Origin of the sequence: Streptomyces sp. AN091965 (assembly GCF_022698285.1) — a bacterium.
GTDB lineage: Bacteria > Actinomycetota > Actinomycetes > Streptomycetales > Streptomycetaceae > Streptomyces.
The window spans coordinates 8,961,043-8,981,605 of sequence record NZ_JALDMY010000001.1 but is presented as its reverse complement, the minus strand read 5'-3'; the positions used below and the strand labels follow the sequence as shown (position 1 = coordinate 8,981,605).

At 73.9% G+C, this 20,563-nt stretch carries 15 protein-coding genes; 8 read left to right on the top strand and 7 right to left on the bottom strand.

The features are described 5' to 3' along the window. Positions 1–33: 33 nt before the first annotated feature. The 3 genes from MQV74_RS36865 (at position 34) to MQV74_RS36855 (ending at position 4,171) form a co-directional block, all read left to right on the top strand. Positions 34–231: a hypothetical protein gene (locus tag MQV74_RS36865; protein ID WP_242727806.1), complete on the top strand. Its 198-nt coding sequence runs from the start codon at positions 34–36 to the stop codon at positions 229–231. Between the two features lie 161 nt (positions 232–392). Next, positions 393–3,245, top strand: coding sequence for a helix-turn-helix transcriptional regulator (locus MQV74_RS36860; RefSeq protein ID WP_242727804.1), 2,853 nt, complete (start codon positions 393–395; stop codon positions 3,243–3,245). A gap of 131 nt (positions 3,246–3,376) precedes the next feature. Further along, on the top strand, positions 3,377–4,171 hold the full coding sequence (locus MQV74_RS36855; RefSeq protein ID WP_242727802.1) for an AfsR/SARP family transcriptional regulator: 795 nt from the start codon (positions 3,377–3,379) through the stop codon (positions 4,169–4,171). A 392-nt stretch (positions 4,172–4,563) separates the two neighbouring features. Here MQV74_RS36855 and MQV74_RS36850 read toward each other — a convergent pair whose 3' ends face one another. The 7 genes from MQV74_RS36850 to MQV74_RS36820 all read right to left on the bottom strand — a co-directional run bounded on the left by MQV74_RS36850 (position 4,564) and on the right by MQV74_RS36820 (position 13,541). Continuing rightward, the gene (locus MQV74_RS36850) at positions 4,564–5,916 is read right to left on the bottom strand and encodes a hypothetical protein (protein WP_242727800.1); all 1,353 of its coding nucleotides are present in this window, start codon (positions 5,914–5,916) and stop codon (positions 4,564–4,566) included. Next, positions 5,903–6,970 carry a caspase family protein gene (locus MQV74_RS36845; protein ID WP_242727798.1) on the bottom strand — a complete coding sequence of 356 codons (1,068 nt, stop codon included), beginning with the start codon at positions 6,968–6,970 and terminating at the stop codon, positions 5,903–5,905. Before MQV74_RS36845 ends, MQV74_RS36850 begins: the two co-directional genes overlap by 14 nt. Positions 6,971–7,029: 59 nt before the next feature. Further along, positions 7,030–8,538, bottom strand: a complete 1,509-nt coding sequence (locus tag MQV74_RS36840; protein WP_242727795.1) for a hypothetical protein — start codon at positions 8,536–8,538, stop codon at positions 7,030–7,032. A gap of 157 nt (positions 8,539–8,695) precedes the next feature. Next, positions 8,696–9,712, bottom strand: coding sequence for a hypothetical protein (locus MQV74_RS36835; RefSeq protein WP_242727793.1), 1,017 nt, complete (start codon positions 9,710–9,712; stop codon positions 8,696–8,698). Between the two features lie 64 nt (positions 9,713–9,776). After that, a complete protein-coding gene (locus MQV74_RS36830) occupies positions 9,777–10,613 on the bottom strand; it encodes a transporter substrate-binding domain-containing protein (RefSeq protein ID WP_242727791.1) in 837 nt (278 codons plus the stop codon). A 118-nt stretch (positions 10,614–10,731) separates the two neighbouring features. Beyond that, positions 10,732–12,324, bottom strand: coding sequence for a M81 family metallopeptidase (locus tag MQV74_RS36825; protein WP_242727789.1), 1,593 nt, complete (start codon positions 12,322–12,324; stop codon positions 10,732–10,734). Next, positions 12,321–13,541 (bottom strand): ROK family transcriptional regulator, encoded by a 1,221-nt coding sequence (locus tag MQV74_RS36820; RefSeq protein ID WP_242727787.1) that lies wholly within the window; start codon positions 13,539–13,541, stop codon positions 12,321–12,323. The genes MQV74_RS36825 and MQV74_RS36820 overlap by 4 nt, the downstream gene beginning before the upstream one ends. A 225-nt stretch (positions 13,542–13,766) precedes the next feature. On the opposite strand from MQV74_RS36820, the gene MQV74_RS36815 reads away from it, so the two are divergent. The 5 genes from MQV74_RS36815 to mmuM are packed head-to-tail and all read left to right on the top strand — an operon-like array spanning position 13,767 to position 20,510. Continuing rightward, on the top strand, positions 13,767–15,605 hold the full coding sequence (locus MQV74_RS36815) for a peptide ABC transporter substrate-binding protein (protein ID WP_242727785.1): 1,839 nt from the start codon (positions 13,767–13,769) through the stop codon (positions 15,603–15,605). Then, positions 15,602–16,552 (top strand): ABC transporter permease, encoded by a 951-nt coding sequence (locus MQV74_RS36810; protein WP_242727782.1) that lies wholly within the window; start codon positions 15,602–15,604, stop codon positions 16,550–16,552. The genes MQV74_RS36815 and MQV74_RS36810 overlap by 4 nt, the downstream gene beginning before the upstream one ends. Beyond that, positions 16,549–17,466 carry an ABC transporter permease gene (locus tag MQV74_RS36805; RefSeq protein WP_242727780.1) on the top strand — a complete coding sequence of 306 codons (918 nt, stop codon included), beginning with the start codon at positions 16,549–16,551 and terminating at the stop codon, positions 17,464–17,466. The genes MQV74_RS36810 and MQV74_RS36805 overlap by 4 nt, the downstream gene beginning before the upstream one ends. Positions 17,467–17,478: 12 nt before the next feature. Beyond that, a complete protein-coding gene (locus MQV74_RS36800) occupies positions 17,479–19,551 on the top strand; it encodes an ABC transporter ATP-binding protein (protein WP_242727779.1) in 2,073 nt (690 codons plus the stop codon). After that, positions 19,548–20,510 carry a homocysteine S-methyltransferase gene (mmuM, locus tag MQV74_RS36795; protein WP_242727777.1) on the top strand — a complete coding sequence of 321 codons (963 nt, stop codon included), beginning with the start codon at positions 19,548–19,550 and terminating at the stop codon, positions 20,508–20,510. The genes MQV74_RS36800 and mmuM overlap by 4 nt, the downstream gene beginning before the upstream one ends. The last annotated feature ends 53 nt before the right edge of the window (positions 20,511–20,563 follow it).

Below are 20,563 nucleotides of genomic sequence, written 5' to 3'. Positions count from 1 at the left end.
GGCTCACGCCCCGCAGCGGCCCCGGGAGGCGTTGTGCGCTACGTCATCGAGGTGTACCGGTCGCATGAGGGGGTGTGCGGGAACGTCGTGTGCGAGAACACGGAGAACTCCGAGCACCCCGAGAGCCCGCCGCGGCCGTTCCACGGCTGGCTGGAACTGCTCTCGCTCCTCGAACCGCCGCTGCCGGAGGCCTTCGCCCTGGGGGACGCGACCCCCGACGACACGCCGTAGTCCACCGCCCCTCCGGGCACCCCACATGACCACGGATCCGGGCAATTGGCTTGTGCACCGGGTGTGTTGGCCACCATCGTGGGGTCCATGGCCATGTGTTCGGCACGGGTCGCCCACTCCCACAGGCCCCCCGTGGCCGCTGCCGGTGCGCGGGGGCGGCGATGACACTCGAGGACGCGGCGCACGACCTGCACCACCCCTGCGTACCCGACGACGCCTTCTGCGGGCGCGCGCCCGAACTCGCCGCGCTGCGCTCCGACTTCGAGGCCGCCGTCGCGGGCACACCGCGCCTCGTCCTGCTCGAGGGCCCCGGCGGCATCGGCAAGACGGCCCTCGTGCGCCGCTTCCTCGACACGGTGGACGACGACACGTGCGTGCTGCACGCGAGCGGCGAGGAGAACGAGAGCGCGCTGCCGTGCGGCGTCCTCGCCCAGCTCGTCGGGCAGAGCCCGCTGCCGGTGCCGGAGACCCTGGCGGGACTCGTGCGCACCCCGCAGTCGCTGCACGCGAACCTCCCGGCGCTCTCCGCCGGCTTCGGGCTCATCGACCTGCTCAGCGAGGTGCAGGGCAAGGGGCCCGTCGTCCTCGTCGTCGACGACGCGCACTGGGCGGACCCCGAGTCCCTGAACGCGCTCACGTTCGCGCTGCGCCGTCTGCGTCACGACCGGGTCCTCGCCGTCGTCGCGCTGCGCGACCCTCACGTCCCCGAGCTGCCCGAGGGGCTGCGCAGGCTGCTCACCGACGCGCGCACGCGACGGCTCGCCCTCGACGGCCTCAGCCCGGACGAACTGGCCGCGCTCAGCGATCAGTTGGGCGTGGCCCGGCTGCCGCACTCGGCCTCCTTGAGGCTGCACACCCACACCCACGGCAATCCGCTGCACGCCCGCGCGCTGCTCGACCAGGTGCCGTCCGCCGTGCTGCTCGACGTCACGACACCGCTGCCCGCGCCGCGCTCGTACGCCATGCTGGTGCTCGCCAACCTCGCCGGGTGCGGGACGCAGGCCCAGCGCCTGGTGCAGGCGGTCAGCGTGCTCGGGCTCTCCTGCCGATTACAGGTCGCCGCCCGGCTCGCCAAGGTCGCACAGCCGCTGCCCGCCCTGGAGCGGGCCGTCAAGGCCGGGCTGCTTCGCGAGGCGCACGGCGGGCCCGGCGCGCCGGAGATCTCCTTCCCGCACCCCCTGGTGCACGCGGCGGTCTACCAGGACATCGGCCCCGCCCAGCGCGCGGCCCTGCACACCCGGGCCGCCGCCCTGGTCGCCGACGAGTACTCGACGCTGCGCCACCGGGTCCTCGCCGCCACCGGGCCCGACGAGCAGCTCGCCGCCGCGCTCGCCGCCTGCGCGCGCCGTGAGGCGGCCACCGGCCAGTGGGCCGTCGCCGGAACCCATCTGCGGCACGCCTCGCGGGTGGCGACGAGCCCCCGGGAGCGGGACCGGCTCGCCGTGGAGTCCGTCGAGGCGCTGCTGCTCGACGGCCGGGTCCAGGAGGCCGCGGAGCTGGCCGCCGGCCTGTCCGAGTGCGCCGACCCGGCCCTGCGCGGCTACGTCCGCGGCTATGTGGCCCGCGTCCAGGGCCGCACCCAGGCGGCGTGGACGCTGCTCGTCGACGCCTGGGAGCAGTGCGACCAGGAGCGCGAGCCCGCGCTCGCGGCGCGCGCGGCCGAACAGCTCAGCTACGCCGCCGTCATGTGCGGCCAGGCCGCGTCCGCCGCGCGCTGGGCCGAGCGCGCCCAGCGCCTGTCCACCGCGCAGGGGCCGAGCCGGATGCTGCGCTTCAACCACCTCATCGCGCTCGGCCTCAGCGGCCGCGCGAAGGAGGGCATCGCGCTCGCCGCGGACCTGCCGGACCCGATGATCGTGCCGCTCAAGAGCATCGACCTGCTGCTCGCGCGAGGCGAGCTGCGGCTGTGGTCGGACGATCTGCACGGGGCGTGCCACGACCTGCGCGGCGCCGTCGCCAACTGCCGTGCGACGACGGTCCCGCTGCGGCTGCTCTCCACCTCGGCGCTCGCCCAGACCCTGCACCGGCTCGGCGAGTGGGACGAGGCCCTGATCCACGCCGAGTCCGCGGCGTCCATCGCCGACGACGCCGACCAGTGGTGGCTCAAGCCGGTCACGCACGGCGTCGCCGCGCAGATCCTCGCCGCCCGCGGCGCCTTCGACCGGGCGGCGGAGCACCTGCGCACGGCGGGCGAGGGGCCCGACGGCGCGGAGACACCCGTGGCGTACGCGTACGGGGTGTGCGCCCAGGGGCACTGCGCGGACGCGCGCGGCGAACCCCGAGCCGTCGTGGCGGCCCTGCGCCCGCTGCTCGGCTTCGCCGAGCAGGACGGCGTCAACGAACCCGGCGTCGTGGACTGGCAGCCGCTGCTCGTCGACGCCCTCGTCCAGCTCGGGGAGCTCGACGAGGCGGAGGCGGTCCTCGGCCCCTACGAAGAGCTCGCGCGGGCGCGCGGGCGCCACTCGGCGCTCGCCTCGGCCGCGCGGATCCGCGGCAATCTGCTGGCCGCCCGCCGCGAGCCCCAGCGCGCCCAGGCGGCGTACGCCCGGGCGCAGGACCACGCGGCGCAGGCCCCGCTGCCGTATCTGCGGGCCCGGGTGGCGCTCGACCACGGCGCGTTCCTGCGCCGCATCGGCCGCAGGTCCCTGGCCATCGCCCAGCTCCAGGCGGCGTACACGGCGATGACGGGGCTCGGGGCGCTGCCCTACCGGGCCCGGTGCGTGCGCGAGCTCAGCGCCTGCGGGCGGGCGGCACCGCCGCTCGCGGCCGACGAGCGCGGACAGGACGGCGTCGGCGACGACCTCGACGGGGCGCTCACCCCGCAGGAGCTCGCGGTGGCGCGGCTCGCCGCGCAGGGCCTCACCAACCGGCAGATCGCCACCGCCCTCGCGCTGAGCGTGAAGACCATCGAGTACCACCTGGGCCATACGTATGCCAAGCTCGGCATCACCTCGCGGATCGGCCTGGTCCAGCGGCTCGGCCCCCAGGAGCGGTCGTCGCCCTCGGCGGGCTGACGGGCGCGCCACGGCCCGCTCAGGGGCACACCGGGGTAAACCCCGGCACGCTCCCGGAGGCGCACGGCCGCCCCGGCCCGTACGTTCGTGCCGGACGGCAGGGCGTCGGCGGGACCCCTGGAGGTGGCTCGATGGCTTCGTTCACGTGCGCGGCGGCCGGTGACGAACGGCCCGCGCTGCGACTGCGACTGCTCGGCGGTTTTCTCCTCACCCGTGAGGGCACCGCGAGCGGTGAGGTCCGCGGGACCGACAGCGACCGCGCGTGTTGTTGCGGCTGGGGCGGTGACCCGGTGGAGGTGCCCGCCAGCGGGCAGCAGGTCCTCGCCCGGCTCGCGCTGTGCGGCACGGCCACGCGCTCGGCGCTCGCGGGCATGCTGTGGCCGGACGCCACCGAGGCGCGGGCCCGCGCCAGTCTGCGGACCGCCATGTGGCGCCTGAACGGGGCGGGTTCGGCCCTCTCGGACGCGCGCGGCGGCGCCCTGGCGCTCAGTCGCAGGGTGCGCGTCGACGTCCAGGACTTCACGGCGGCCGCGCGCCAGGTCCTCGCGGGGGCGCCGGTGCGGCTGCGTTCGGCGTACGACGTCCTGCTCTGCGGCGGCGAGTTGCTGCCCGGCTGGCAGCAGGACTGGGTGACCTTCGAGCGGGAGCGGCTGCACCAGCTGCGGCTGCACGCCCTGGAGGCCGTGTCGGCGCGGCTCGTGGCGATGCGCGCCTACGGACCCGCCCTGGAGGCGGCCCTGGAGAGCACCCGCATCGACCCGCTGCGGGAGAGCGCCCATCGCGCGGTGGTCTCCGTACATCTCGCGGAGCACAACCTGACCGAGGCCGTACGGCAGTACGAGAGGTTCCGTGGGCTGCTGCGCGGGGAGCTCGGCGTCGAACCGTCCGGGCAGTTCTCGGAAATGCTGCGGCACGCGACGGTGTGACGCGGCGGTGACGCCCGCGCGTCAGGATGGACCTGCCTCGTCCAGGATGCGGGGAGAAGGGGGAACTCCCCTGGTTGAGCGACGCGTCGGCCGACAGGCCGCCGCTTTGGTCCGCTCACGCCCTGGACGGGGCTTTCCCCCGCCCGGGCACCCCTCGGGCACGGGCCGGGCAGGTGTCGGGCACGGGCCGATCCGGGCCGAGCACCCGCCGGGCATCCATCGGGCATCCTTCGGACATGCGGAAGGACTTCGGACCCGCGGGGGGGGGCACACGGAGGGCACACGGAAGGCGCGCGGAGGGCACACGGAAGGCGCGCGAAGGGGCTGAACCACCCCCCGCGTGGCTCAGCCCCCGCTTCCCCCGGCGCCCGCCGCATCGGCGGGCACGTCCCTCATTCGGCCCCGGTCTCCCGCAGCCCCTCGATCGCCCGCTCCACGGGCCGGTGCGGCAGGCCCGTCCTGCGGCACAGCTCGTCCCGGGACACGGTGTGCAGCACGTCGGCCACGGCCCGGCCCTCCAGGTCCGCGATCTCCTGGACGTAGGCCTGGACGCGGCTGACGGCGTCGGACGCCAGCGGCCGGGCGCCGCCCACGCCGCGCGGCACGGGTCCGCCGCGGGCCGCGAAGGCGCCGGGCCAGCGCTCCTGTTCCAGCCAGGTCGTCCACACCCCGCGCCCCACCAGGCGCTCGGCGACGCCCTCCGCCACGGAGCCGTCCTCGATCACTCCGGGGTCGGCCGCGTCCGCCTCGATGAGCAGGCGGCAGGAGGCCGCCAGCATCGGCGGCGACGTGATCCGCGCGGACGGCCCGTCGATCAGGGTGCGCAGGGCCGCGACGTCCGGGTGTCCCGGCAGGTGCGGGGTGAGCCGCCGCACCACCTCGTCGAGCCGCCGCAGATCGGGCCTGTGGTCGAGCAGCATCGCGTGCGCGCCCACGACGCCGAGGAACGGGTCGGCGCGCCGCGAGTCCAGCATCGGCAGGAGCTGCTGGTCCGAGATGAGGTCGATGCCCTGGCGCAGCCCGGAGAGCGCCGCCTCGCGGGCGAGGCTCAGCTCCTCGTCGACGGGGCTCCAGCCGCCGCCGAGCGGCGCCATCTCCACGGAGGCATGCTGGGGCTGGGCGCCGCGCGGGCCGTTGCTGACGAAGACGAGCGTGGTCCAGCCCTCGGACACCCACAGCGCCTGGGCCAGCGGCAGGCCCTCGCCGGACGGCCTGCGCAGCCGGAGCCGGTAGCCGCCGGGCGCCAGCGGGCCGCTCCACGCCGACCAACCCTGCTGCTCGTCGACGCGCCAGCCGACCTCTCCGCCGTCCACGGCCGCGCCGCCCTCCGCGGCGATCTGCAGGGCGTACGGGTCGAGTCGCCAGCCGCGGCGCAGATTGCGCAGCAGCACCATCAGGCTGGGCGCCCCCGTCCCGTGCGTGGACTCCCGGCTCCAGCGCATCGCGGCGGCCCGGTGCTCGTCGTGGGTGGTGGCGGTCCGCCGCACGGGCGCCGGGGCCGGGACCCGGGGCAGCGGCAGGCGCTCCGTGAACGCCTCCTCGCCGACCTCGACGAACCGGGTGGCAACGGCGCCCGCGAAGCGCTGCTCGATGCGGTAGATGCCGGGCGTCACGGTCGTCTCGATGGTGCCGATGCCGGAGGCGACCTCGCGCAGCGTCTCGTCGGTGACGGTGACGAGCACGGACGGGGTGTCGGGGATGACGACGAACGGCACCTCGGGACGGGCCTCTTCAGAACTGGACACCGTGGCCACCTCCGGTGACGACCTCGAAGAATCCGCCGTCCCTGAAGTCCGGCGCGACCGGGCTCTCCGGCACGACCTTGTACAGGCCCGGTACGAGCGGCTCGACGTGGTCGGTGCCACCGGCCCCGTCGACGTACAGCCTGCGCGGCGGCGTGACGTCACGGCCGCGCAGCTCCACCCAGCCGTGGAAGCCCGCGGGGAAGCGCAGCGTCACCGGGTAGGAGCCGACGCCCCGCAGGCCTTCCGCGAAGACGATGGGCGTGCTGGTCTCGCGCAGGAACCGGGCCTCCTGCGGGACGAGCTGCTGCGCGGTGCGGTCCCGCACGTGGCGGCGCACGTAGTCGCTGAGGCTGTCGGAGGTGACCTTGCCCTCGGAGGTGACCGTGCCGCCGCCCGCCCCGCGAAGGCCCTCGATCAGGGCGCTGGTGAAGTGCCCGCGGGCCTGGTTCGGGTCGGGCGCCTGCTGTTCGTAGGCCGGGTCGCCGAGCGACGTCGCGTAGCCGACGAGGCACTCCACCTTGTCGGGCGCCTCGGTGGTGTCCGTGAACGGCGGGCCGAAGGCGGCGACGCCGCCGAAGCGGGTGCGGCAGCAGTCGGCGAAGAAGACGATCTCGTGGAACGGCGACGCCGACTCGTACCAGGACAGGTAGGGGCGCACGGCGATGTGGTTGCCGAGCAGGTCGATCGCGGCGTTGGCCATGAGCAGCGCGGCGTCGCCCCCGAACGGGGCGATGCCGTGCCCGGCGAGGAACAGGTACAGCCGCGTGTCGGCCCAGTTGCCGCCCTCGTCGACGGCCTGCCGGACCGCGCGGTGGGCCAGGTACAGGGCCCGGTTGACGCTCTCGCGGGTCGGCACCGCGGTCATCACGTCGGCCTCGCGCTCGTCGCGCTCGGTGGCCGTGACCAGGGCGACGTTGTCCTGCGGTACGTTGCCGCCGGCCGGGTCCACGAGCCAGTCGTGGAACCGGCCCGCGTCGCCGCGGGCCCCGCGCAGGTCGCTGATCGCCGGATAGCGGTTGATTCCGACGACCACGGCGTAGTGCAGGTCGTTCATCGAGTTTTCCCCCTGATGGAACTCCTGGTGGAGCCCCTGATGGAGCCGTCCCCCGGCCGTCAGTCGGCGAGCATCCGGGCCAGGCTGGCCAGGACTTCCGGGTCGTCGTCGAATCCGGCGTGGCTGCGGGCGCCGGAGGTGAGTCCCGGGCCGCCGTCCACCGGCGACCACACGGTGCGGGTGGCGTCCGCGCGCAGGAAGGCCCGCAGGTCCCGCGCGTCCGCGCCACCGGTGTCGCCCTCGGCCGTGAACCAGCGCTGGAGGCCCGCGAGCGGCGACACGGCGCTCTCCCCCTCGGGCCCGCGTTCCAGGACGCCGGAGACGAAGTACAGCAGGGAGCGCGGATACAGGAAGGGCACCAGCTGATCGGCGCGTTCGGCCGCGTCGGTCAGGGTGAACATCCGCAGCCGGTCGAAGAGTTCGGCCCGGCGGCGCACCACGGCGGCCAGGTGGCCGACGGTGCAGGCGGGCGCGAGGAGGACCACGTCGTGGACGCGGAAGTCCTCGGGCAGCGGGTCGTCGGCGTCGGCGCGCCTGCGGGCGAGCTCAGCGAGGAGGTTGCCGATGAAGACGGCGCCCGCGCTGTGCCCGACCAGGGTCACCCGGGGCCTGCTCCCGGAGGCGAGCAGCTGGCCGAAGCGGTCGAGGAAGCAGCGTCCGGCGCGGGTGTCGCCCGGGGCGTCGGCCGCGAAGGTGTCCGCGGTCTGCCGCTTCATCGCGTCCCAGACGGCCGCGCCGACGTTGGCGAGGTAGAACTCGCGGAGTATCTCCTCGACGACGGTCGGGTACAGGCCGTGGTCGGTGTGGTGCCGGAAGCGGGCGACGACGGCGGAGACGACGCGCACCGTCTTGCGCACCAGGAGCGCGGAGGTGACCACGGCCCTGCGGTTCTCCGCGTCGGCGGTCTCCGCGGCGAGCTCGGCCACGGTGTCCGGGGACATGAGGGTGGCGACCGCCGCGCGCCCCCCGTCGATGTCGCGCGCGGCGGTCGTCGCGGGAGCCGAGCGCAGGACGGAGCCCACGATCTCCCTGTTGCGCTCGGCGAGTTCGGTGTCCGCCGCGAGGTCGGCGGTGATGCGCACGCGCTCGGCCTCGCTGAGCGCGCGGACCTCGGCGGGCGGCGTGAGGCGTGCGTACGGCTCCTGTCCCGTGCGCAGCAGCGCGAGTTCACGGGCCACGGCCCGGGTCGACGGGACGGTGAAGCCGCCGAGCGCGCGGCTGCCCGGCTGCTGGAAGACGATGCCGGAGGCGAAGCGCACGACCCGGTTCAGGAGGGTCTGGAAGACGCCTTCGCTGAGGATCTGCGGCAGGTTGCCGCGCAGCACCTCCAGGAGGCCGCTGCTCCACACGAAGAACACCGGCTCCGCGCCCGCGGCCTCGTACACCGGGGCGAGCCGTTCGGCCGTCACGAAGCCCAGCGTGTCGTCGACGAGTCCGCCGTGGAAGTGCAGGACGACGCGCCGGCGGTCCTTCAGGCGGGCGACGAGCGCGTCGATGTCGTCGGTCGTGGTCGAGGCGAGCCGCCCGCTCGTCCCGCTGTGGACGCAGTTCCTGCGGGATGGGTGCATCGCGCTGACCTCCGGCCCGCCCGAAGCTCACCGCAGCCGTCTGCGGCGCCCCTCAGCTTCCGGCGGCTGCCACCGTAGGCCGCCGCGGGGCTGCCCGGCATCGGGGACGGGCCCAGGGATTACCCCGGGGTGTGCGGCGGCGTCCGGTGCCGGGCCCTCAGAGTCCGGCCCGTGCGGTGGGTTCCCGCCCGTCCTGGGCCTGTTGGGCGCGGTCCACGATCATCCGGGCGAGGGCGGTGAGGGTCCCGGGGTCCAGGGCGTCGTCGCCGGTGCGGTAGGTGGTCCAGGTGACGACCGTGCCGACGCGCACGCCCGCCTCGGCGCTCTCGGAGTTCACGATCACCTTGCGGTACGCGGCGCTCTCGTCGCCCAGCTGCTGGATCGCCAGGGGGTCGAGCGCATCGCTGTTCCGGTCCTTGTCCGCACGCAGGTCCTTGAAGCGCGCGGCCGCGTGGTCCGCGGTGTCGTACGCCTCGACGTGGAAGAAGACCCCTGTGAGCGGGTTCTCCTTCTCGTGCCGCACGGTGGCGGTGTACAGGGCGCCCTCGCAGCCGCTGTCGCACTCCGGGGCGCCCTTGCGGACGTCGGCGGCCTGGGTGGTCTGCCAGCCCTGTGCGACGCTGGCGGAGTCGGGCAGGACCGCCCGGACGTCGGGCTCCTGCCGCAGCGCGGTCACCCGGCCGCTCCCGGAGCCGCCCCCGTCGTCGTCCGTGAGACTGTTCAGCACGCTGCGGAAGCCGAGGACGAGCAGCACGGCCAGGACGACGCCGATGCTGGTCAGAGCGATCAACACGCTGCGCGTGCGCGGCAGTTCGACGGGGCCGATGACGACCGTGCTGCGGTTCGCGTTGCCGCCGATGGTGATCTGCTGGTGGACGGTCGGCGGGGCCGCGGGCGGGGGCGGCACGTCCGGCGCGAGGGCGGCCCGGAGCCTGCGCGCGAGCTCCGGGTCCTCCTGGAGGAGTGCGGTCAGCCGGGCGGTCACGTCGTCGGCCGCACCGTCGGGCGCCGGTTCGGCGTCGAGCCTGCGCAGGGCGCCGCGCCCCTCCTCGGACCGCTCGAGGCGGCCCCGGACCAACTCTCTGACCTCGTCGACCACTGCGGTTCCCGCACCGGAGGCGACCCCCGTCGTCATGGCGGTGACGGCCATGCTCGCCAGCTCTGCTAAGGACATGCGCACAGTTTGGCGCGTGCATGCAGACACTGTCAGGCTCAGGGACCGGGCCGGTCCCCGACCGTTACTTCATCCACTCCGCCTCGTACGCCGCGTACGTCCCGTCGTGGGTCTTCAGGTGCACGAACTGGTCGACGTACTCCTTGAACTCCTCGTCCCCGCGCGGGAGCGCGTAGGCCTTCTCGGCGAAGGTGAAGGGCTTGTCCGGGTGGAGCGAGCACAGTTCGGGGTGGAGCTTCGCCTGGTAGCGGGTCTCGCTCGCGTCCGTCATCATCACGTCCGCGCGGCCGTCGACGATCTCCTGGAAGATCGTGGTGTTGTCCGGGTGGACGGTGAGGGCGGCCCGCTTGATGTGGGCGCGGGCGAACTGCTCGTTCGTACCGCCGGGGTTGACGACGACCCGGGTGCCGGGCCGGTCGATCCGGTCGAGCGTGGCGTACTTGTCCTTGTCCGCGCAGCGCGCGATCGGGGTCTTGCCGTCCTCGCGGGTCGGCTCGCTGAAGTACGCCTTGCGGGCGCGCGGCAGGGTGAGGGAGATGCCGCCCACGGCGATGTCGCAGCGGCGTCCGGCCACGTCGTCGACGATCTCCTTCCAGGTGGTGGCGGTGAACCTGGGCTTCGCGTCGAGGGACGCGGCCAGGTCGCGGGCCATGTCGATGTCGATGCCCCGGTAGCCGCCGTCGCTCTCGCGGTGCGTGAAGGGGCGGTAGTCGCCGGTCGTGCACACGCGCAGCACGCCCCGCTTCGGCACGGAGTCGAGGAGGCTCCCCTTCCCCCGGCCCTTGTCCCGGCCCTGGCCGTGCCCGGCGTCGTGGCCGCCGGGCGCGGCGGGCGCGGCGGGCGCGGCCGCCGTCACGGCGAGCAGACAGACCAGGGCGGACAGGGTGGCGGCACGCTTCATGGCGGACGGTTCCTCTCGTGCGGGGCGGCTCGTGCGGGAGGGGCGGGGCGACTCTCGTGCGGGGCGGCTCGTGCGGGAAGGGCGGGGCGACGCTCGCCGGGCCGGTGCGGGCAGGGTCTCAGGGGGCGAGCGGCGTCAGGGCGGTCGCCCTCAGGTCGGGGCCCGTGCCGTCCTCGTACGCGTCCTCGTCGAAGGGGTACAGGGGCCGCTCCACCCGGTGGTGGCCGAGCCGTTCGAGGTCCTGGTCGACGCCGCCGGGGGTGAGGGCGAGGAGCCAGTCGGCGGCCATGTCGTACAGCTCCGGCTCCAGGTAGCCGATCTTCACGACGACCAGGTCGTAGGTCCTCGGATCGATCCCGAGGCCGCCTTCGGCGGGGCCGAGGAAGTCGGCGAGGGTGTGGAAGGGCTTGCGGCGCGCGACGAGGATCAGCGTGAGCCCGCCGACGCGGACCGCCGCCATGTCGACGCCCCGGTCGTAGGCGCCGCCCTCGGCCCGGTCCTTCTGGTCGGTCGCGCGCTGCAACGCCTCGACGGTGCCGGTGAGTTCGTACGGTCCGCCGTGGCCCGTGTCGACCTTGCCGCCCACGGACAGCGTCACCTCGGCGCCGACGCCCGCCGCGAAGCACTCGGCGACGGCGACGGGGTCGGTGATGCCGGGGTGCACGGCGGTGACGCGCCCGGAGCGGATCGCGTCGTTCGCCAGGAGCCGGGCCAGCATGTACGCGAGGTCGCCCGCGCCGCCCGCAGTGGGGTTGTCGCCGGAGTCGCTGATGAAGAAGGGCCGCCTGTCGGAGGCCACCGCCTTCCCGACGCACTCGTCGGCGCTGCCGGTCGGCCCGACGAAGACGAAGTCGCGGCGCGCCGCCCAGTAGCGGCGTGCGAGCCCCTCGGCCTCGGCGGCGGCCCGCCCCGCGTCGTCGCCGGTGACCACGACGGCGGCCCGGCAGCGCGGCTCGTCGGCCCAGGCGTAGCCCACCCACAGCGCCGCGTCGAGGATGCCGGGCAGCTTCTCGATCCCGGCGAGCGAGGCGTACAGGGACGTGGCGGGCTCCAGGCGCGTGCTGGTCTTCTCGCCCGGAAGGAGCACCGGCACCTGCACCCAGGCCCGGTGCGGCCGCCTGCCCTCGCGCAGACAGCGCACCAGGTTGCGGGCGGCGCGCTCGCGGGTCTCCCAGGCGTCCTCGTGCGGGGCCAGGCGGTGCGCGGTGAGCAGGTCGACGGGCTCGGCGAAGCGCCGCGAGACGTTGCCGTGCAGGTCCATGGCCGCGGAGATCATGGGGCGGCCTTCGCCGTCCGGGGTGCCGACGGAGTCCAGGGCCGCGCGCACCGTCTCCGTGAGGTCGGCCTCGGCGTCGGTGAGGCCGACGACGCTCATGGCGCCGTGGATGTCGTACACGAGCCCGTCGAGCGGGCCCGCCCGCCGGACGCGGGTGACGAGTTCGTCCTTGAGGGTCAGATACGACTCGGCTTCCACGGGGCCGCCGGGCAGGGACGTGGCATGCAGGAGCGGCACCCACTCGACGGGGCCGCCGAGGCAGGTGAGGTCGCTGTCCGGGCGGGTCCAGGCGTAGCGGTCGAGCAGCTCCTGGCCACGGGTCTGGCGGAAGTCGTCGGTGGTGGAACGGTGCGGACAGAACGTGGAGGACTCGATGCCGATGCCGCCGATGCCGATGCGCAGCGGGCGGCCGGTGACGGGCTCGGTGCTGGTCATGTGCGGGCGCTCTCTTCCTGACGGGGGGCGGACTGCTCGCGCGGGGCCGCGCCCGGCTCCTGGGCGGGCGCGGTCGGCAGCTCCGTGCTCAGGGCGGTGAGGCCCGCGCCGAGCAGCCCCGCGTCCGGTCCTGTCACCGTGGTGGTGATCTCCAGATCCGCCGTGGTGAGCGGCAGACAGCGTTCGTAGAGGACCCCGCGCACGGCGGCGACCAGCGGCTCGGCGGTGGCGAGCACGCCGCCGAGGGCCACGGCCTGCGGGTTGAAGAAGTTCACGACGACGGACAGGACCGTGCCGATGTGGCGGCCCGCCGTGCGCACCAGGGTGGTGGCCCGGGGGTCGCCGTCGGCGACGAGTCTCAGGAGTTCGCTCGTGGACGCCACCTCGACGCCCTGCGCGGCGAGTTCGCGGATCAGCGCGGCGCCGCTGGCGACGGTCTCCAGGCAGCCGATGTTGCCGCAGCTGCACGGGCGCTCCCCCGCCGCCTCGATGCGGACGTGGCTGATGTCCCCGGCCGCGCCGTTGGCGCCGTCGTGCGGGCGGCCCGCCGCGATGACGCCGCTGCCGATGCCGCGGCCCGCCTTGACCACGACGAGGTGGTCGAGCGCGGGCCGGGCCACGCGGTGCTCGCCGACGGCCATCATCGTGGCGTCGTTCTCGACGGTCACGGGCAGGCCGAGGCGTTCGGCGAGCACCTCGCGCAGCGGGAAGCGGTGCCAGCCGGGCATCCGCGAGGGGCTGAGCACACAGCCCTCGCCCGGTCGGACGGGGCCGGGGAAGGCGACGCCGAGGGCGCGCACGGCACGGCCCGCCGTACGCTCGCGGGCGGCGAGGTCGGCGACGCGCTCGCACAGCCAGTCGACGACCGGCTCGGGCCCGGCCGTGATGTCGTGCGGCAGGTCCAGGGGGCCGAGGACGCGGCCGCCGAGGTCGACGGCGCCGAGCCGGGCGTGGTGGCTGCCGAGGTCGGCGGCGAGCGCGACCCCGCCCTGGGGGCGCACCCGCAGGAGTCTCGGGCGGCGCCCGCCCCGGGAGGCCCCCTCGCCCGACTCCGTGAGCACGCCGGCGGTCACCAGCTCCTGCACGCGCAGCGAGACCGTGGACGGCGCGAGGCCCAGCTCCCGTACGAGAGCGGCCCGTGACGTGGCCGCGCCCGACGACACCAGATGCACGATGTGCTGCGCCGATCCGGGCTCGCCGTGTGCGCCGCTTGCCATATCGCCCCCGTACGTTCGACGAGTTGTTTCGCATGCCGACTGAACACTAGGGCGTGACAAAGGAAGTTGACCAGCTCTTCGAAGAAATGGCCGTTCCCGTCCGGCTTTTCGCAGTCTTTGCCGAACGAAGCTCTTGACTTGCTTTTCGCCGCAGGCCTAGCGTGCGGCCCTCCCACCGCTCAAACGTGCGGATCCGGTCCCGGCAGCTCCTGGAGGCCCCGAACCATGCGTGCACTCAAGGCGGCCGTGGCCGCGGGCCTCGTGCTCGCGGCCCTCACCGGCTGCACCCGCGACGGCGCCCGCGTCGACATGGGCCCGACCGGCGGCACCCCGGTCGAGGGCGGCACCGCGACGATGGCCCTGCCCCCGGCCGCGACGCCCAACTGGATCTTCCCGATCGGCGCGCCCGGCTACGGCGCCTCGTACAACTACGGCATCCAGAGCCTGCTCTTCATGCCGGTGTACGACGCCGTGCAGGACCGGCGGAAGGGCGAGCTGACCACCCACGGGCCGAGCACCCTGGGCCTGGAACCGACGTACAGCGACGGCAACAGGACCGTCACCGTGCCGCTGCGCAAGGGCGTGAAGTGGTCCGACGGCACGCCGGTGACGGCTCGCGACCTGGAGTTCTGGTTCAACCTCGTCAAGGCCAACAAGGCCTCCTGGGGCAACTACTCGGTCGGCACGATGCCCGACAACGTCAAGCGGTTCGAGACGCTCGACCAGCACACCGTGCGGCTGCGCCTGAGCCGCGCCTACAACCCGGACTGGTTCACCGCCAACCAGCTCACGCTGATGCGCGCGCTGCCCCAGCACGCCTGGAGCGCCACCACCGACGGCGGCGAGGTCGGCGACTTCGACCGGACGGCCAAGGGCGCCAAGGCGGTCTTCGCCCGGCTCACCCGGCACGCCAAGAGCCTCGGCTCCTACGGCAGCGACCCGCTGTGGAAGACCGTCAACGGGCCCTGGCGGCTCGCGGGCTGGCGCGACAACGGCCAGGTCACCATCGTTCCCAACGAGAAGTTCACCGGCCCGCGGTCCCAGCGCCCGCACCTGGACAAAGTCGTCTTCAAGCCCTTCACCACCGCCGACTCCGAGTACAACGTGCTGCGCTCCGGAGGCGTCGACTACGGCTACATCCCGCCCTCGGTGATGGCGCAGAAGGACAAGTTCGAGGACCGGGGCTACCGCGTCGACCCCTGGGAGGGCTGGGCGGCCACGTACATCGTCTACAACTTCAACTCCACGCACGCCGGGCCGCTCCTGCGCCGGCTCTACGTGCGCCAGGCCATGCAGCACCTGGTCGATCAGAAGGCGATGAGCGAGGTCATCTGGCAGGGCAGCGCCACGCCGACGCTCGGCCCGGTGCCGGTCACGCCGAAGAGCCAGTACCTGTCACCCGCGATGGAGCGCGACCGCTACCCGTTCTCGGTGGCCAAGGCGGTCTCGCTCCTGAAGGCCCACGGCTGGCGCACCGACGGCGGCACCGCGCGCTGCGTGCGCCCCGGCACGGGCCCCGACGAGTGCGGCGCGGGCATCGCGAAGGACGCACCCCTGAAGCTGACCCTCCTGTCCCAGTCCGGCTCCACCGAGACGACGAACACGATGCAGGAGCTCAAGTCGTCCCTGTCCAAGGCGGGCATCGAGCTGACGGTGCGCCAGCAGCCGCTCAACTCCGTCCTCGGCAACTCCGTGCCGTGCACGGCGAAGGACCCCGGCTGCGACTGGGACATGTCCTTCTTCGGCACGGCGGGCAGCTGGTACTACCCGCTCAACCCCAGCGGCGAGCAGCTGTTCTCCACGGGGGCCTCCGCCAACTTCGGCAACTACAGCAACGAGCGGGCCGACCGCGTCATCCGCGCCGTGCAGTACGCGCCGGACATGAAGGCCGTGCACGCCTACGGCGAGTACCTCGCCGAGCAGCTCCCCGTCATGTGGATGCCCAACCCCGCGTACCAGGTGTCGGTGATCCGCAACGACCTGCGGGGCGTCGAGCAGAACCCGACGGTCACCTTCGCCCCGCAGGACTGGTACTACGTCAAGAAGAAGGGAGCCGACAAGTGACCGGCTTTCTGGTCAAGCGCCTCCTCCAGGCGCTCGTCGTGCTCTTCCTGGTGTCGATCATCGTGTTCGTGCTGCTTCACCAGCTGCCCGGCGGCCCCGCACGCGCCATCCTCGGCCCCAAGGGCACGCCCCAGCAGATCCAGGACTTCAACCACCAGCAGGGCTACGACCGTTCGCTGCCCACGCAGTACGGCATGTACCTCAAACGCCTGCTCACCGGTGACCTGGGCGACTCCTACAAGCTCAACTCGCCCGTCCTCGACCTGCTGAAGCAGCGGCTGCCCAAGACGCTGCTCCTGACGGTCCTCTCCACCGCGCTCGCCGTGGTCATCGCGATCCCGCTGGGCCTGCTCCAGGCGGTGCGGCGCGGCAAGGCGTCCGACTACGCGCTCACCGGTCTGGCGTTCCTGCTGTACGCCACGCCCGTGTTCTTCCTCGGCCTCGTCATGATCATCGTGTTCGCGCAGGTCCTGCCGGTCCTCCCGGCGGAGGCGCCACAGGGCGAGTCGGTCGGCGACCTGCTCGGGGACGTCACCGGACTCGTGCTCCCGGTGGTGACGATGGCGTTCGGCATCGTGGCGATGTTCAGCCGCTACATGCGCTCGGCGGTCCTCGACAACCTCACCGAGGACTACGTCCGCACGGCCATGGCCAAGGGACAGTCGAGCCGCCGCGTGCTCGTCCGGCACGTCCTGCGCAACGCGCTGATCCCGTTGGCCACCCTCCTCGGCCTGTACCTGCCGACGCTGTTCAGCGGCGCCCTCGTCGTCGAGTCGATGTTCAACTACCCGGGCATGGGGCTGCTGTTCTGGAACGCCGCCCAGGGCTCGGACTTCCCCGTGCTGCTCGGCGTGACGCTCGTCGTCGGCATCGCCACCGTCGTCGGCTCCCTGCTCACCGACGTCCTGTACGCCGTCCTCGACCCCCGGATTCGGAGCGTGGCATGACCACCACGACGTCCCCGGTCCCGGCTCCCGGGACCGCTCCGGGCAACGAGGAGGCCGCGCTCGCGACACCCTCGCTCGCCCGCCGCACCCTGCGCGTCTTCACCGGCAACAAGCTCGCCCTGACGGGCGTGGTCCTCCTGGCCCTGCTCCTCGCGTTCAGCTACCTCGGCCCGCTCCTGTACGACACCGAGCAGGTCCACACCGACCTGTCACAGGCCAACCTCTCCCCCGGCACCGAAGGACACCTGCTCGGCACCACCGACCTGGGCTACGACATGGTGGGCCGGCTGATGGTGGCCGGGCAGACCTCGCTGGAGATCGGCCTCGCGGCGGGGCTCCTCGCGACGCTCTTCGGGACCGTGTACGGCGCGGTGTCCGGCTACTTCGGCGGCTGGGTGGACGCCGCCCTGATGCGGATCACGGACGCGGCGCTCGCCATTCCCGCGATGTTCCTGCTCGTCGTGGTCGCCGCGATCATCACGCCGAGCAAGGGCGTGCTGGTCCTGATCATCGCCGCCGTCGCCTGGCTGTCCCCGGCCCGCCTGGTGCGCGGCGAGGCGCTGTCGCTGCGCGACCGGGAGTACGTCCAGGCCATGCGGATGATGGGCGGCGGTGGCGCGCGGGCGGTCTTCAAGCACATCGTGCCGAACGCGATCGGCACCGTCATCGTCAACTGCACCTTCCAGATCGCCGACGCCATCCTCTACGTCAGTTATCTGGCGTTCCTCGGTCTGAGCATCCCGCCGCCGTCGGCCGACTGGGGCTCGATGCTGTCCGCCGGGATCACGTACACGCAGAACGGCTACTGGTGGCTGATCTTCCCGCCGGGCATCGCCATCGTGCTCGTCGTCGCCGCGTTCAACTTCATCGGTGACGGACTGCGGGACGCCTTCGACGTACGGCTGCGGAAGTAGGGACGAAGCGACATGGCTCACGACACCTCCGCGCCTCGGTCCACGGCCGAGCCGCTGCTGCGCATCGAGGACCTGTGCGTCGACATCGAGGCGCGCGACCGCACCGTGCACGCCCTCGACGGCGTCTCGCTCGACCTCGCGCCCGGCGAATCCCTGGGCATCGTCGGGGAGTCGGGCTGCGGGAAGACCATGACCGCGCTGAGCGTCCTCGGGCTGCTGCCGCCCGGCGGCCGCATCACCGGCGGGCGCGTCCTGTTCGCGGGCCGGGACCTGGCCGCCGCGCCCGCGCCGGTTCTCCAGGACGTACGCGGCAACAGCATCGGGATGATCTTCCAGGACCCGCTGACCTCGCTCAACCCCACGATGACGATCGGCGCGCAGGTCGCCGAGCCGCTGCTCCTGCACCGCCCCGGCACCGGCCGCAAGGAGGCGTGGGCGCGCGCCGAGGAGATGCTGCGCCTCGTCGGCATGCCCCAGCCGTCGGAGCGCATGAAGGCCTATCCCCACCAGCTGTCCGGCGGCATGCGCCAGCGCGTGGCGATCGCCATGGCCCTGGTGTGCGAGCCCCGGCTGCTGATCGCCGACGAGCCGACGACGGCGCTCGACGTGACCACACAGGCCCAGATCCTGGAGCTGGTGGACGACCTGCGGCGCACGCTCGGCATGGCGATGATCCTCGTCACCCACGACCTGGGCGTCATCGCGAGCCGCGTGGACCGCGTCGCGGTGATGTACGCGGGCAAGGTCGCCGAACAGTCCGACGTACGGGGCCTGTTCGCGCGTCCACGCCACCGCTACACCGAGGCGCTGTTCGCGGCCCTGCCCGAGCGGGCCGCGGGCAGCGGCACGGAACTGCACACCATCCCCGGCCTGCCGCCGAGCCTGACGACCCGGCCGCAGGGCTGCCGGTTCGCGCCGCGCTGCGCCTTCGCGACGGACCTGTGCCACACCCGCGCACCGGAGCCGGCGAACGACGAACTCCAGGGACCTGAGCACCGGTTCGCCTGCTTCCACCCCGTACCGTACGACGAGGAAGCGCCCGCGGAGGAACTCCTCGCACCGCCCCCGGCCGTGTCCGTGGAGCCGGGTGACGTCCTCCTCGAACTCGACGCGCTCACCAAGGAATTCCCCCTGCCCGGCGGCCCGTTCGCCCGGCGCCGGGGCACCGTCAGCGCGGTCGGCGGCGTCTCCCTGACCGTCCGCAGGGGCGAGACGTACGGCGTGGTCGGCGAGTCCGGGTGCGGCAAGACGACGCTCGGCCGGATCGTCGCGGGACTGGAGGAGCCGACGGCGGGCACGGTCCGCTTCGACGGCCGGGACCTCGCCGCCCTGTCCCGCGCCGAGCGGCGCGCGCACCGGCGCCGGGTCCAGCTGATGTTCCAGGACTCCACGGCCGCGATGGACCCGCGCATGCGCGTCGGCGAGATCCTGCGCGAGCCGCTCGTCATCCAGCGCGTCGGCGGCCGCGCCGACCAGGAGGAGCTGGTGGGCGCGCTCCTCGACGCGGTCGGCCTGCCGCGCGGCGCCGTGCACCGCTACCCGCACGAATTCTCCGGCGGCCAGCGCCAGCGCCTCGGCCTCGCCCGGGCGCTCACGCTCTCCCCCGACCTGGTCGTCGCCGACGAGCCGGTCTCGGCCCTCGACGTCTCCGTGCAGGCGCAGATCCTCAACCTGATGCGGGACCTGCAGCGCGAGCGCGGCCTCACGTACCTGTTCATCTCCCACGACCTGGCGGTGATCCGCCACCTCGCCGACACCGTCGGCGTCATGTACCTGGGCAAGCTGGTGGAGTCGGGACCCGCGGAGCGCGTGTACGCACATCCCTTGCACCCCTACACCCGCGGCCTGCTCGACACCGTCGACGTCCCCGATCCGCGGGCCGCCACGGCGGCGCGCTCCCCGCTGACCGGCGAGACCCCGTCGGCGGCGAAGCCCCCGTCCGGCTGCCGCTTCCGCACCCGCTGCCCGCTCGCCCAGGACGTGTGCGCCACCGTGGAGCCACCGGTCACCACGCCGAACGGCGCGGGCCATCAGGTCGCCTGTCACTTCCCTCTTACCGCTCCTCGGCTAGCGTCGACCGTATGAACGAGGCAGTGAGTACGGGGGCGGGTGCCGGGGGCGGTCCGACGAGCCTGGCGGCGGCCCTCGCGCGCGGCCCGCTGGTGCTCGACGGCGGCCTGTCCAACCAGCTGGCCGCCGCCGGGCACGACCTGTCCGACGACCTGTGGTCGGCGCGGCTGCTCGCCGAGCGCCCGGACGCGGTGCGGGCGGCGCACCGCGCGTACTACGAGGCGGGCGCGGACGTCGTGATCACGGCGAGCTACCAGGCCACCTTCGAGGGCTTCGCGCGGCACGGCATCGACGCCGTCAGCACGGCCGAGCTGCTCCGCCTGAGCGTGACGCTGGCCCGCGAGGCCGCGGCCCGCACCGGCGCGGGCCGCCCGCTGTGGGTCGCCGCGTCGGCGGGGCCCTACGGCGCGATGCTCGCCGACGGCTCGGAGTACCGCGGCGGCTACGGCCTGAGCGTGGCCGACCTGGAGCGCTTCCACCGGCCCCGTCTGGAGGTGCTCTCCGACGCCGCGCCGGACGTCCTGGCCCTGGAGACGGTCCCGGACACCGACGAGGCCCGCGCGCTGCTCCGCGCGGCCCGTGGCCTCGGCGTGCCCGCCTGGCTCTCGTACAGCGTCTCCGGCACCCGCACGCGCGCGGGCCAGCCCCTGGCCGAGGCCTTCGCCCTGGCCGCGGACGCCGACGAGGTCCTGGCCGTGGGCGTCAACTGCTGCGACCCGCGCGACGCGGACGCGGCCGTGGCCCTGGCCGCCCGCGTCACCGGCAAGCCGGTGGTGGTCTACCCCAACTCCGGCGAGACCTGGGACGCCCGCACCCGCTCCTGGCAGGGCCCCTCCCGCTTCACCGCCGCCCAGGTGTCACGGTGGCGGGAGGCGGGGGCGCGGCTGATCGGCGGCTGCTGCCGGGTGGGCCCGGAGGCGATCGCGGAGGTGGCCGAGAGGCTGCGCGGGCCCGTCGGCGGAACCGGCGCCTGAAGCCGGGTGCACGACGCGGCGCACCACCGGGAAGAATCGCCCTGACCTGCGAG